4 protein-coding genes are annotated in these 15,043 nt (G+C 64.6%); all 4 read left to right on the top strand.

Annotated features, from left to right (window positions below; genetic code table 11):
• Positions 1-36 precede the first annotated feature (36 nt).
• The 4 genes from OIK44_RS22290 to OIK44_RS22275 all read left to right on the top strand — a co-directional run bounded on the left by OIK44_RS22290 (position 37) and on the right by OIK44_RS22275 (position 14,897).
• Positions 37-13,008: a hemagglutinin repeat-containing protein gene (locus tag OIK44_RS22290; RefSeq protein WP_273674053.1), complete on the top strand. Its 12,972-nt coding sequence runs from the start codon at positions 37-39 to the stop codon at positions 13,006-13,008.
• Positions 13,005-13,301, top strand: coding sequence for a hypothetical protein (locus OIK44_RS22285; RefSeq protein WP_273674051.1), 297 nt, complete (start codon positions 13,005-13,007; stop codon positions 13,299-13,301). Before OIK44_RS22290 ends, OIK44_RS22285 begins: the two co-directional genes overlap by 4 nt.
• Positions 13,302-13,419: 118 nt before the next feature.
• Positions 13,420-13,917: a hypothetical protein gene (locus OIK44_RS22280; RefSeq protein ID WP_273674050.1), complete on the top strand. Its 498-nt coding sequence runs from the start codon at positions 13,420-13,422 to the stop codon at positions 13,915-13,917.
• Positions 13,918-14,372: 455 nt separating this feature from the next.
• Positions 14,373-14,897, top strand: a complete 525-nt coding sequence (locus tag OIK44_RS22275; RefSeq protein ID WP_273674049.1) for a hypothetical protein — start codon at positions 14,373-14,375, stop codon at positions 14,895-14,897.
• Positions 14,898-15,043: the final 146 nt, after the last annotated feature.

Here is a 15,043-nt window from a genome sequence, read left to right as displayed (position 1 = left end):
ACCGAAACGCAATCATTCAATGTAAAAGGCCGTGCCATGAACAAGAATTTGTACCGGATCGTCTTCAATAAACGCCGCGGCCAGTTGATGGTCGTTTCTGAAAGCGCGGCCTCGCAGGGCAAGGCCGCCGGCGGCGAAGGCGTGGGCGCGGGCGGCGGCTCCGGTATCGATTGGCGTGGCGGTCCGGCCGCCGCGCTGCGGCCGCTGGGCCTGGCCGTGCTGGCGGCTTTGGGCATGGGCCTGCCCGGCGGCGCCGCCCACGCGCAAATCGTCGCCGACCAGAATGCGCCGGCCCGCCAGCGACCGACGGTGGTGCAGACGGCCAACGGCGTCACGCAAGTGAATATCCAGACGCCGAGCGCCGCCGGCGTCTCGCGCAACAGCTACAGCCAGTTCGACGTGCAGAGCGGCGGCGCCATCCTCAACAACAGCCGCAACAACGCCCAAACCCAGCTCGGCGGCTGGCTCCAGGGCAATCCCTGGCTGACGGCCGGCGGCGCCCGCGTGATCCTCAACGAAGTCAATTCGAGCAATCCCAGCCAGTTGCGCGGCTACGTCGAGGTGGCGGGCCAGCGCGCCGAGGTCGTCATCGCCAATCCGGCCGGCGTCAATGTCGACGGCGCCGGCTTCATCAACGCCAGCCGGGTGACGCTGACGACGGGCGCGCCCGTGTTCAATGGCGGCGGCCTGGACGGCTACCTGGTGCAGCGCGGCATGGTGACCATCAACGGCAAGGGCCTGGACGCGGCGGCCAGCGACTACACCGGCATCCTGGCCCGCGCCGTGCAGGTGAACGCGGGCATCTGGGCCAAGGAATTGCGCGTGGTGACGGGCGCCAACCAGATCGACGCCGGGCATGGCGCAGCGGCGGCCGTGGCCGGGACGGGCGCGGCGCCCACGTTTGCGCTTGACGTCGCGCAACTGGGCGGCATGTACGCCGGCAAGATCCATTTGATCGGCACGGAGGCCGGCATGGGCGCGCGCAACGCCGGCGTGCTGGCGGCGTCCGCGGGCGAACTCGTGCTGCAGTCGAACGGCTGGCTGAGCAACAGCGGCAACATCCAGGCGACGGCGGAGGGCGCCAAGGCCGCGCTCAGCGCCGCCGGCGACATCGGCAACGCCGGTACGATCTACGCGGGCGGCGACGCGCGCGTGACGGCGCAGGGGAACATCGCCAGCAGCGGCCTGATCGGCGCGCGCAACCACACGGCGGTGCTGGCCGAGGGCGCGGGTTCGCGCGTCGACATCGCCGCCGGCGCCGTCGTCGCCAGCGGCCTGAACGCCGACAACACGCTGGGCGCGGCGGGCGATCTGGAGCTGCGGGCGAGCGGCGCCGTGGCCATCCACGGCAGCAGCGCATCCGGCGGCCATGGCCGCATTTCGGGCGCCCAGTTGGACCTGCGCAATGCCGGCGTCAGCGGCGCCCACCTGACGCTGGAGGCCAGCAACGGCGGCGTCGACGCCAGCCATGCCGCCATCACGACGCAAGGCGCGCTGGAGATTGCTGCCCGGCAGGACCTGCGCACGGACTCCGCCGCGTTGACGGCGAATCAAATCGGCATTCGCGCCCACGACCTGTCCAACGCCGGCGGACAGATTCTGCAGCTTGGCGTCCAGGATATGTCGATACAGACTTCCGGCATGCTGGACAACAGCGGTGGACGCATCGCCACCAACAGCCACAACCTGACCCTGGGCGCGGACACACTCGGCAACGTCGCCGGTTCGATCGAGCACGCCGGCACCGGCACGTTGACGATTGCCGCGGCAAGCTTGCTGGGCCAACGCGGCAAAATTGCCGGAAACGGTGGGGTCGCCATCGCCGCCGGCACCGTCGACCACCGCGATGCCACCATGGTCGGCGGCCAGCTCAGCATCAACGCCGGTACGCTGGACAACCGCGCGGGGCGTATCAGCCAGACGGGCGAGGGGCAAACGACGCTGAACGTCAGCCAGGTCTTGGACAATACAGGCGGCAAAATCGAAACTGCAGGCAATGCCGGCATCAGCGCGGCCACCTTGATGAATGCCCAGGGACGCATCACATCCACCCAGAGCGTGCGCGTCGCCACCGGCGCGGCCTTGAACAATGCCGGCGGGACTATCGCCGCCGGCCAGCACTTGGTGTTGCGCGCCGCCGACCTCGACAACAACCAGGGCATATTGCAAGCCTACGCCGGCGACCTGACGTTGCAGGTAAACGATCTCGACAACAGCGCCGGCAGCGTCTACGCCGGCCGCGACCTGAGCACCAGCGCCGCCAACGTCAGCAACAGCGGCAAGTTGTACGCGGCGGGCAAGCAAACCCTGCGGGCCAGCGGCACCGTCAGCAATACGGGCGTGATCGCGGCGCAGGGCGACAACAGCATCAGCGCCAACCTCGTGCACAGCGGCGCGGCCAGCCTGTTGGGCGCGGGCGTGAAGGTCGATGGCAGTCTGAGCAATACAGGCAATCTGGACGTCAGCAGCACGCAGGCGATGCGGGCCGGCGGCCAAAACCTGGCCGCCGGCAACGCAAACTTGCGCGCGGCCTCGATCGACCTGAGCGGTAGCCAGACCGGCGCGGCGAACCTCGCCGTGACGGCGCTGAACGGCAACATCACCACCCGCGGCGCCGTCGTCGGCGCGGCCGGCACGCTGGCCATGACGGCGACGGCAAACGACGGCCAGACTCTGGACAATAGCAAGGGCCGCTTGAGCGCCGGGCAACTGGAGCTGAACGTCGGCCACCTCACGAATACGGACGGCACCGTCGTCCAGGTTGGCGCGGGCAACAGCCGCATCGCGCTGAGCGCGTCCAACGGCGTACTCGACAACACGGGCGGCCTGATCGCCGCAGAGCACGACTTGAGCTTGACGGGCGGCAGCGCCAGCAATATCGGCGGCGTGCTGCGTTCGGGCGGCGACATGAGCGTGGGCATGCGCGGCGACCTGCGTAATACCGGCCTGATGTATGCCGGCCGCGACCAGCGCGTGGAGGTCGGCGGCGCGCTGTCGAACACCGGTTCGATGGCGGCGCGCGGCAACGCGGCGATCGCCGCCGGCAGCCTGCGCAGCAGCGGACTGCTCGGGGCCGGCGTCAACGGCGACGGCAGCCTCGCGGCGGCGGGCAATTTGACGCTGACTGCGCGGCAAAATTTGCAGGCGGGCGGCCAAAACCTGGCCGCCGGCGATGCCGCGCTGAGCGGCGCCGGCGTCGACGTCGGCGGCAGCCAGACCAGCGCCGCCAACCTCGCGCTGACGGCCGCCAGCGGCGATGTGAACACGAGTACGGCGACGGTGTCGGCGGCCGGCCTGCTGCGCATCACGGCGAACGCGAACAATGCCCAGGCCCTGGTGAATACCGAAGGCAAGCTGGGCGCGGGCCAGTTGCTCTTGAACCTGGCCAATCTGCGTAACGGCAAGGGTGACATTGTGCAGACCGGCGCCGGCGACACGACCATCGATACCGGCGTGCTGGACAATACGGCGGGACGCATCGCCGTCAACAGCGCAAACTTGAGCTTGCGCGCGGGCACGCTCGGCAATGCCGGCGGCAAGATTGAGCACGCGGGAGCCGGTACGCTGGCAATTGAGGCGGCCACCCTGAACGGCCAGCGCGGCCAGATCACCGCCAATGGCGCCTTGAACATGAGCGCCGGCGTTGTCGACCACCGCGACGCCAGCACCGTTGCGCGCCAGATCACGGTGACGGCGAGCGACCTGGATAATCGCGCGGGTCAACTCATTCAGCTCGGGAATAGCCACACCAGTGTCCAGGTCAGCCAGAAACTCGACAATGCCGGTGGCCGCATCGAAACCAACGGCGCGGCGAGCATCGCCGCCGCCACCCTCGACAATGGCAAGGGCCGTATCACGTCGCGCCAAAGCGCCAGCGTCGGCGCCGTCTTGGGCCTGGACAATAGCGACGGCACCATCGCCGCCAGCCAGGACTTGGTGCTAACGGCAGGCAACGTCAAGAATAGCCGCGGCGTGCTTCAAGCCGTTTCCGGCAACGCGACGCTGCAGGTGGCCGACTTCAACAACGAGGCGGGAAACCTCGTGGCCGGGGCCGATTTGCACACCGTTGCCGACAACGTCGACAACAGCGGCAACCTATACGCCGCCGGCAAGCAAACCCTGCTCGCCAGCGGAACGGTCGGCAACAAGGGGGTAATTGCAGCCCTGGGCGACGTCGACATTCGCGCCGGCAGCCTGCACAGTGGCGCGGCCAGCCTGCTGGGCGCCGGCGTCAAGCTCGACGGCGCACTGGCGCAGTCGGGCAATCTGAGCGTCAGCGCCGCGCAAGGCATCGCTGCCTTGGGACAGAACCTCGCGGCGGGCGACATGACGCTGGGTGGAGCGTTCGTCGATATCGCGGGAAGCCAGACCGGCGCCGCCAATATCGCCATCACGGCCCACAGCGGCAACGTCAGCACCAGCAACGCGGAAGTGGGCACCCCCGGCACCCTGGCGATCAGCGCGCGGGCGCAAGACGCGCAAAGTTGGACGAATATCCACGGCGCCGTGAGCGCGGGACAGTTGGCCGTGCAAGTTGGCAAACTGAACAATAGCACAGGGAAAATCATCCAAACCGGTACAGGCGACACGACAATCAATGTCAGTTCGCCAAGCGGCCAACTGGACAATACCTCCGGCCGCATCGCTGTCAACAGCCGCAACCTGACGCTAGGCGCACACACCGTCATCAACGTCGATGGCAGCATGGAGCACGCCGGCGGCGGCGCATTTGCCATCGATGCCGTCACCTTCAATGGCCAACGGGGACGCATCGTCAGCAACGGCGCGCTGAACCTGGGCGCGGACAGCATCGACCACCGCAGCGCCAACATCGTCGCGCGGCAGATCAGCATCGCCGCAGGCAATCTGGACAACAGCCAGGGCGGCATTACCCAGCTTGGCGGCGACAAAACCAGCATCGTGGTTGGCCGTCACCTGGACAACCGCGGCGGCGGCATCGCCAGCAACGGCGATACCAGCATCGGCGCCGACACGGTGAATAACCAGGGCGGCACGCTGCAAGCGGCCGGCGCCGCCGGCTTGAACATCAGCGCAGCCGGCAGGCTGGACAATGGCAACAAAGGCACCATCGCCGCGGGCGGCAATGCCACCGTGGCCGGCGGCGTGATCCTGAACCAGCTCGGCCAGATCACCGCCGGCGGCAATCTGGACCTCGCTGCGGCCCAGGGCCTCGACAATGCGCAAGGTTTGCTGGCGGCCAGCGCCAACGTCGACCTGAAGGCGGCAAGCTTCGATAACGCCGGCGGTAAACTCGCCGCCATCCAGGGCAATGTGCGGCTTGCTACGATCGGCGCGACCGGCAACGACGGCGGCAAAATCCAGGCCGCCGGCGACGTCAGCCTGAACAATGGCGGGCTGGCAAACACCGGGGCCGCCAGCATCATCGGAGGCAACGTCGCGATCAACACCAATGGGCAGGCGCTGAACAACCGTTTGGGAACCATCGCCGGCATCCAGGGCGTCGACTTGCAAAGCGGCGCAATCGACAATGACGCGGGCCTGATCCAGGCCGGCACGGCGCTCGCCATCGATACCGGCGGCAAGGCGCTGCTCAACACCAACGCAGCCGGCTATGCCGCGCGCCATACCGGCGCGGGCGGCATCAGCAGCGGCGGCGCCGCCAAGCTGAACATCGGCAACTGGAACAATGCGGGCGGCTATTTTGGCGCGGCCGGCGCCATCAGCGGGCGCAGCGGGTACATTGACAATACCGCCGCAGGGAAAATCGTTGGGCGCTCCAGCCTGAAGCTTGATCTTGCCGGGCTGAACAACCAGGGTGGGCAGATACAAGCCGTTGGCGACATCGACCTGAACGCCGGCGCCGGCCGCATCGACAACCGCCAGGGACTGCTGCGCACCGGGGCTGCGGTCACGCTGAGCGCAGCGGCGCTCGACAACAGCGCGACGAAAGGCAGCGAGCAAGGTATCGAAGGCATGGACGTCGTCGTCAAGACGGCCGACCTGAACAACACCACAGGCGCCATCCGGGCGGACAACAATCTCAGCATCGACGGGGCCGGCACCGTCAATAACAGCCAGGGCCTGCTGAGTGCGGGCAACGCCCTCAGCCTGCGCGACTACGGCGCCAGCCGCAGCCTGGCCGTCACCAATGCGGACGGCACCGCGATCGCCGCGAAAAGCCTCGACATTCGCGCCGCCAGTATCAGCGGCGGCGGTCGCCTGCTGTCGAAGCAAGACCTGACAATTGACGTGACGGGCAATTACAGCCACGGCGCGGGCGGCGAAATCGCGGCCAACCGCAACGTCAGCCTTATCGTCGCCGGCAACCTGGGCAATGCCGGAAAATTACAGGCCGGCGGCACCCTCGACATCCGCGCCGACAATATCGACAACACGGCGACGGGCGACATCAACGCGGGCTTGACGCGGCTCAGCATCGCCCGGATGTTGAGCAACCGGGGCGTGATCGACGGCCTGCGCGTCGAACTGAACGCGGCCAGGCTCGACAACACGGGCACGGGGCGTATTTACGGCGACCAACTGAGCGTGGCCGCCGGCGTCCTGAACAACGATGTCGAAAACGGCGTGGCGGCGACCATCGCCGCCCGCGCCCGCCTCGACATCGGCGCGCAAACCATCAACAACCACGAGCATGCATTGATCTTCAGCGCCGGCGACCTTGCCATCGGCGGCAGCATCGACGCGAGCCGGCAGGCGGCGGGGCAGGCGGGGAGCGTCGCCAACGCCAGCGCCAGCATCGAGGCGTTGGGCAATTTGAACCTGAACGCGGTCCAGGTCAACAACCTGAACAACCATTTCTCGACGCAGCCGGGCGCTGCCGACACGCCGGAATGGATTCTTGAATACCAGTCGAAGGGGGCGTCGAAACGCACCTCGGAACTCACTCCGCCGTGCGTGGGGCCAGGTTCGGTATGCTGGAAATTTAACAAAGATTATGAGTGGACTGAATACGAGTACTCGCGCACCACGCGCGGCAGCACCATTCTTAGCTCCGACCCCGGACGCATCGTTGCCGGTGGCAACCTGGCGATCAAGGCGGTAAACGTATTCAACGACAATAGCCATATTATCGCCGGTGGCCTGCTGGCGATGGATCCGGCGACGCTGACAAACAACTCGACGCAAGGCACGCAAACGAGGAGCGATGTCGGCACGGCCACCACCTACCGCTTCAATGACAATCAGGGCAGCACTGAAATGGCGCCGCCCCTCATGATACGGAGCGAGGTGTACAAGCTGGAAACCACCAGCACCGCGGCATTCAGCGGTTCGCGCGTCGAGCAACACACGCTTGCGGCGGCGACGGGCACGAAGCCGGCGGCGGCGACAAGCGCCGGCGTCAGCGGCAACACCAGTGCCGCCGGCAGCGCCAATGCCGGCGTGAACGTGTCGAGCATAGCGAAAGATCCGACGCAGGTGGGCGGCGTGAACAGCGCCAGCGGCCTGGGCGCGAGCGCGGCGACGGGCGCGAGCGGTTCCTTGTCGACGACGCGCACGGATGGCCTCAGCGCGGCTGGCGCCGTCGGCGTGGCCACCGGTGCCGTGGCCGAGCGCGCCCGCACGGCGGCTGGCGACGGCGCGCAGATCGCGATCCTGGTATTGCCCGGCATCCCAGCCGGCGACGTGAAACCCGTCGGCGGCACCGCCGGCGTGGGCACGGTTGCGCCCGTTGCGCCGGCCAAGCCATCGGGTGGCGCGCAACTGGTGCGCACCGTCCCGCCGGCCGTGACGCTGCCCAACGCCAGCCTGTTCAAGGTCAGCCCGGCACCGGACGCGCGCTACCTGGTCGAAACCGACCCCCGCTTCGCCAACTACCGCGAATGGAGCAACTCCGACTATCTGTTGAGCCTGGTGAAACTGGACCCCACCGTGACACAAAAACGCCTGGGCGACGGCTTCTACGAGCAGCGCCTGGTGCGCGAGCAAATCGCCGAACTGACGGGCCAGCGCTTCCTGGGCAACTACAGCGCCGACGAAGAGCAATACCGCGGCCTGATGGACGCCGCCGCCAGCTACGCGAAACAATGGCATCTGCGCCCCGGCGTGGCCTTGACCGCCGAGCAGATGGCCGGGCTGACCAACGACATCGTCTGGCTGGTCGAGCGCGACGTGGCGCTGGCCGACGGCTCGACCCAGAAGGCGCTGGTGCCGCAAGTGTATGTGCGCCTGCGCGAAGGCGACCTCGACGTCAGCGGCGCGCTGCTGGCCGGCAAAGACATCGACATCAAGCTCGGCGGCGACCTGAGCAACAGCGGCACCATCGCCGGCCGCGACGTCGTCCGGCTGACGGCGGACAATGTACACAACCTGGGCGGGCGCATCCACGGCGAGGCCGTCGGCATCGCCGCCAAAAACGACTTGAACAACATCGGCGGGGCCATTTCGGCGAACAGCGCCCTGGCGGTCGATGCCGGGCATGACATCAAGCTGACGGCCACCATCAGCAGCACAAGGGGCAAGCTGGGCGCCATCGACCTGAGCGGCACGGGCATCGACCGCGTCGCCGGCCTATACGTGACGGGCGACGGCGGCACGCTGCTGGCCTCGGCGGGGCGCGACGTGACGCTGCAAGCTGGCGTCATCGGCAACAGCGGCAAGGACGGCGCCACCCTAGTCAAGGCCGGCGGCAACGTGAACCTGGGCGTCGTCACCACCGGCAACGGCGCCAGCATGGTCTGGGGCGCCGACTACCAGGGCCGGGACGGCAGCAGCGCCGACACGGGCAGCAAGATCGCCGGCGTGGGCAGCGTCAGCCTCGACGCCAAGAACGACATCAACGCCACCCTGGCCACGGTGAAGGCGGGCGCGACGCTGATAGCGCTGGCCGGCAACGACATCAACAACAGCGGCAGCACGCTGACGGCCGGGAAGGAGTTGCTCGCCAGCGCGGGACGCGACGTCAACATCGTCAGCACCACCCTCAGTTCGGAACTGAAATACGGGGGAGCCAGCTTCGCCGGCACCCACGTCGACAAGGTGGCGGGCCTGTATGTGACGGACGAGAATGGCGGCGCGCTGAACGTCGTCGCCGGGCGCGACGTCAAGCTGCTGGCTGGCGTGATCGGCAACGCCGGCAAGGATGGCGCCACCGGCGTCGTCGCCGGGCGCGACCTGAATGTGGGCACGCTGGCCACGTCCAGCAGCCAAAACTACATCCACGACGAGGCCAACTACCGCAAGGAAAACCGCAGCGGCGAAGCGGGCAGCCAGATCCAGGCGGCGGGCAGCCTGGCGCTCAGCGCCAAGAACGATGTCAACGTGCGCGCCGGCGACGTGCAGGCCGGCGCCCAGTTGCTGGTCAGCGCCGGCAACAACATCAACGTCACGGCGGGCGTGGCGACCCACCACTTCGACGCGGCGAGCCGGAAGAAGGAAGAGGGCATGTGGTCCAGCAAGACGACGACAAAGCGCGACACGCTGGACACGGTCGAGGCCCTGGGCAGCAGCCTGGGCGGCAAGACGGTGGCCATGCTGGCCGGTAACGATCTGGCGTTGAACGGTTCGGCCGTGCGCGCCGACGACACCGCCAGCCTGGCCGCCGGCCGCGATTTGACGATCGCCTCGGCCACCAACACGCACAGCGAGAGCCATTTCATCGATGTGAAAAAGAGCGGCTTCTCGGGGAATTTCTATACCGGCATCGGCTACAGCCGCAGCGCGGCGAAGCAGACCATGAGCGCGCAAGGGACGACGCAGGCGGGCGCCAGCGTCAGCGGCGGGAGCGTCGCGCTGGCCAGCGAGCGCGACATCGTCGTGCGCGGCAGCACGGTCGTCGCCGACCGTGACGTCGACGTGGCGGCCGGGCGTGACTTGAACGTGCTTAGCGCCCAGGACACGCATAGCAGCGTGACCAAGAGCAGCAGCAGCCAGTCCGGCTTCGGGGGCAGCTTCTTCAAGCCCTGGGTCGGCAAGATGCAATCGAGTCAGGACGGCACGACTGGCGGCGTGAGCCAGGCGGGCAGCCAGATCGCCAGCCTGGGCGGCGACGTGGCGTTGACGGCGGGGGCGCGCTACACCCAGACGGCCAGCGAGGTGCTGGCGCTGGGAACGGGAGTGGATGGTGGCTTGCCGGGCGACATAGCGATCGGCGCCCAAAGCGTGCTGATCAACGAAGCCTACAACACCAGCATGGCGCGCGAGCACACCGAATTCAGCAAGGTGTCGCTGGGCGCGAGCGCTAGCATCGGGTTGATCGACGCGATCAGCGCCGGCAAGGACCTCGTCGAGCTGGGCAAGGCGGCCGGCAAGACCAAGGACGGACGGATGAAGGCGCTGGCGGCGGCGACGGTGGCGGTGAAGGGCCAGGCCGCGTACAACGCCATCGCGCAGGGGGGCGGAGGCGTCAGCATCAGCATCAGTCTGGGCAGCAGCAAGAGTGAGAGCAACACGCTGCAAACCGGCAGCGAGGCGGTCGGCAGCGCGGTGAAGGCCGCCGGCGACGTCAGCATCGTCGCCGGCGGCGCGGGCAAGGACAGCGACCTGACCGTAGTCGGCAGCAAGATCAACGCCGGCAACGACGTCGAGCTGCGGGCCGACGGCGACATCGCCCTGCTGGCTGCACACAACACCAGCAAGCAGACGAGCAAAAACAGCAGCAGCGGCGCCAGCTTCGGCGTCGGCTTCGCGGCCGGCGGCGCGCAGAACGGCATGACCTTCAACATGGGCATCAACCATGCGCGCGGCAACGCGAACGGCGCGGACGACTACGCGAGCAACACGGATGTACGGGCGGGCAATACGGCGCGCCTGGGCAGCGGCGGCGACACCGTGCTGCGCGGCGCCGTGCTGGCGGCGGGCGCGGTCAAGGCCGACGTGGGCGGCGACCTGCGCATCGCCAGCCTGCAGGACACGAGCAGCTACGACAGCAAGCAAAGCGGTGGCGGCTTCGGCGTGAACCTGTGCCTTCCGCCGTTCTGCTACGGCGTGAGCACGGCCAGCGGCAGTGTCTCGCAAAGCAAGGCCAAGGGTAACTTCGCCAGCGTGACCGAGCAAAGCGGCATCAAGGCGGGCGACGGCGGCTTCCAGGTCGCGGTCCACGGCAACACGGACTTGAAGGGGGGCGTGCTGGCCAGTTCGGACAAGGCGGCAGGAGAAGGCAAAAACGCGCTGAGCACGGGCACCTTGAGCACCAGCGACCTGCGGAACAAGGACGAGCACGCGGCCAGCGGTTTCAGCCTGGGTGCGACGTTCAGCGGCAAGATGGGCGACCAGAGCGGCGCCGCGTCGGAAACCGACAAGAGCGCGGCGAACGGGAAGGCCACGCCGAGCGGCAGCGCCGGCATCGGCAGCGCCAGCGGCGGCCAGGACAGCAGCACGCCGGCCGGCATCAGCGGCGGGACGGTGACGATACGCGACGGCGCGCAGCAAGCGGCGCTGACCGGCAAGACAGGCGAGGAGACGGTGGCGGGGCTGAACCGGGACGTGAGCAGCGAGAAGGACGGCAGCGGTGCGCTGGCCAAGGGCTGGGACGGCAAACGCATGGAGCAGGAGGTGCAGGCGCAGGTGCAGATCACTGCGGCATTCGGGCAGGCGGCGGCCAAGGGCATAGGCGACTATGCGGACAGGCAGCGCGATGCCGCCATCGCCCGCGGCGACGCGGCCGAAGCGGCGAAATGGGACGAGGGCGGCGCGTACCGCGTTGCGGCGCACGCTGCGGCGGGCGCGCTGGGCGGCGGCCTGGGCGGTGCGCTCGGGGCGGGACTCAGCGCGAAGGCGATGCCTGTCATTGGCGACCTGATCGACGACATGGGTTTGCCTGAGCCGGTCAGGCAGGCGCTGAGCGCGGCGGCGGCGGGCGCCATCGGCGCGGTGGCGGGCGGCGGAGCCGGCGTGGCGGGGGCGTTCAATACCGATGTCAACAACCGGATGATGCATAGCGAGGATCGCAAGACGGCCAAAGCACTGGCGGCGAGGAGTGGCGGCCAATTCTCGGCGGCGCAGGTCTTGGCGGCGTTACGCTATTCCGGCCTCAAGGATAGCCAGGGCAACGTGATCGTCGGGGAGGGAACGCAAGAGACGTTCGTCAAGAACGTCAATATCAAGACGGGTATATCGGTGCAGGACACCGTCAAAGAAGATCCCACGATACCTTTTGTTGGCGGCGACTCCGTCACGCTGCTCGAAAAGCCGCCTACGCGCCCAAGCAATGAATTGATCAGTTTTATTATCGAAAACACGGGAGGAAAAGCGAGTCCATACATTCTGACGTTTGGACCAGTGTATACGAACGGACCGTCGCTGCCGGCAGCGCCACCGGGCACCCAACGAGTGACGGTGATGGTCGATGGCACCGCGTATTACCCGCTGGCCGCATCCTGTCCGGCGGCAGGCTGCACGAATGGCGATCCGATCGCCAATGCGATACCGGATGATGGCACCAAGGCTTACAATGAGGCCGTTGCGCGCAAGACTGAAAAAGATCTGAATGTCGCGTCAGGATTGCTTGGGGGCGGCGGAGCGCTTGTTCGCGGGGTGAACGCGGTGAGCAAGCTGGCCACGGCCGCCGCCGCTAACGCGGCGCGGTGGGTGGCGGCAGGGGCAAATACCACGATTGCAGCAAGTTCGCCGGCCGAAATCGCGTGGGGATACGGAAAACTATCCACGCGACAACAGGGAGTACTCGATCAGCTTCCCGAAACGTTGTCACAATTAACATTTAGGAAGTCACAGGTCAGCGTAACGGATCTGGCGGCAATGACGGCCCAAACAGGAGATGAATTTGCATTATTTACACGAGGAAGTCAGCGATTGGTAATTCGAGGAAGTGATCGCGGTGTGCCATTGTTGCCAGAGGAAATTACTGCCTTGCGGGAGCAGGGATACAAATGGTCGGGCCACTCGCATCCTGGTACAAGCGATATTGTTCTTGATGCATCTGGCGTTTTTGGGAAGCCACAAGGCGACCGCTACGTCCTCGATCTTCTCAACCAGCAGCGGAGTGTGATCGTTAATAGTGCCGGACGTAGAAGCGTCTTCGACCAATTTGATAATTATCGGGTGAAATGATGGCCATTAAATTAATTAAAGGACAGGCCAAGGGTATCTTGGGACGTCGCGAATGGTGGACGGTAGGAAATCATACCGCTGTTGTCGCATATGGGGACGAGCGATGTGGCATTTGCGTACTCGACGAAAGCCGACGCGACTTCACACGAGAGGTCGTTGAGAAGTTGCGGACCATCGGCAATGAACCAAAATTACTGCAAACGATTGATTCATGCCTCATTGAATGTCCGCTGGATCAAGTAAGTAATTTTTTAATCGATATTGAGGCTGTGCTGGGGAGCCCGCAAATTTGAATTAAGTTATTGGAGTAAATACATTGGTCGGCCCGCAACTTGAGTCACCGGTGCAACGGTTGCTATATGGTGGGCGGGCAGGTGAAGGATTACCTGGCGCATCGGGAACGCCAATTCTATGACTAATACTGAAAAAATATTGAATGCACTCCGCGCTGTAAATTGGGCTGCTGCACCTCAACCAGCGGATCACAAGGATTTGGAGGGCACAACTGCATACCTACAAATGTATGCGCGCTTTATCTTGGAGAATCAGCAGGCTTCGAATCAGGGGGTGACTCCGTTTGCAAGTCCACTTCAAGTATTGGGAGTGCAAGATGTACATGTTCAACAATCGATCGCTGATGAAGGTCAAAAATTGGCCGGGCAATCGCCACTTTCTTATGATAAGGTGTTTGTCATGCGTGCGTTGGAGTGGGCGGCACTATGTGAGTCGGGACATCCGTCTACTATAGGACGGGAGGCAATGTTCGATCCATTAATCGGACTGGTAATCAATCGCGTGCCCGCGATGGTCCGAAAAGGTCATTGGGTCGTTGATGAAAGCATGTATCCGTTACTGGACTGGGTGAATAGGTACGGTAAGCAGTTGAATTCCGCTTGCGAGCAGAATTAACGGAGCAAATAGCACGGTGGGTTCAGGTGAGCGGTTTTTGTTTAATGCCGAAGGATCTCAACTGCGTGGAGCAAACGGGAAATTCGTCAATACGCTTGAGAACGACTTGCCTGATCCGACTAATCTTGGTCGGGCTGAACTACGGCAGACTGGTGATGGGCGTTGGAAAATATTTGGCTCAGGTAAACCTCGTACCCCCAAAGGCTCCTACAACTTCGTGGTACAGGACGGTAAAGTGTATGTTGGCACAGGTGATGCGTTCCAAGGACACGTTGATATAGCGAGTGGTAATGCCGTGGATTATGCTGGATAGATTTATTTTGGTTCTGGCAAGAGCACTAAAGGGATATTGAATTTTTGGGATAATACTTCTGGGCACTATCTTCCCGAGCCAATTCAATCGAGTTGGGAAAGTTCGGTCAGGCTGCCGCTTGATAAATTTAAGGCGTATAAGCATGACTAATAAATCCACTATCTTTAGTACTCTATCCGAGGCGCGGGAATGCATCTCAACGGCCACTTTGGATTCTGCCTTTGAAAACTCGATCGTTGTTTTACTTCAGACATTAGACACTGAAAGTGTTTGGGAAATTGTGAATCAGCTGCTTACTCATCCCAAGGCCAATGCGCGCGCCCTTGGTCTTCGAGTTGTTCTTAGGCAGTTCAAAGACAAAGAGCTACTGGAACGTGTAATCCAACTTTGTTTTGCAGTCGGAAGATTAGCTGAATTGCAGTATTGGTATACTGCAATACTGGCTCGTTATCCTGTAATGCATTTTTTAAGAAAGTTAGAAGCAGAGGCTGCGAATAGGAAAGATGCAGATTTCATTGCGTGCCATATTCGGGCTTTACAGATGCACAAGGCGGACGGGAATAGAGCAAAGAAAATGGCTTTGACAAAGCTGATGGCATTTGCTTCATCGGCGGATTGGGCGCCAGGCCACTGTCAACAAACAGATATGGACGGGACGGCTAGGTAGGTGATTAGTTTCGTGCGATCATATCCCCCGTCGCAGCATGGCCCTGTTTCGCGCCAAGGCCGTGCTTGACAAGCTGGTCGCCGGCTTGCCGCCGCGATCCCTTACCCATCGCAGTACGTCACCGAAACGTTTGAGCGCATGAGCAC

Origin of the sequence: Janthinobacterium fluminis (assembly GCF_028595325.1) — a bacterium.
Lineage (GTDB): Bacteria > Pseudomonadota > Gammaproteobacteria > Burkholderiales > Burkholderiaceae_D > Janthinobacterium > Janthinobacterium fluminis.
The sequence above is the reverse complement of the archived record's forward strand: the minus strand, read 5'-3'. Positions and strand labels throughout refer to the sequence as shown.

Excerpts from the sequence above, each read along its gene's own strand:
- OIK44_RS22275 (WP_273674049.1), top strand. The coding sequence starts at position 14,373 with ATGACTAATAAATCCACTATCTTTAGTACTCTATCCGAGGCGCGGGAA.
- OIK44_RS22280 (WP_273674050.1), top strand. The coding sequence starts at position 13,420 with ATGACTAATACTGAAAAAATATTGAATGCACTCCGCGCTGTAAATTGG.
- OIK44_RS22290 (WP_273674053.1), top strand. The coding sequence starts at position 37 with ATGAACAAGAATTTGTACCGGATCGTCTTCAATAAACGCCGCGGCCAG.
- OIK44_RS22285 (WP_273674051.1), top strand. The coding sequence starts at position 13,005 with ATGATGGCCATTAAATTAATTAAAGGACAGGCCAAGGGTATCTTGGGA.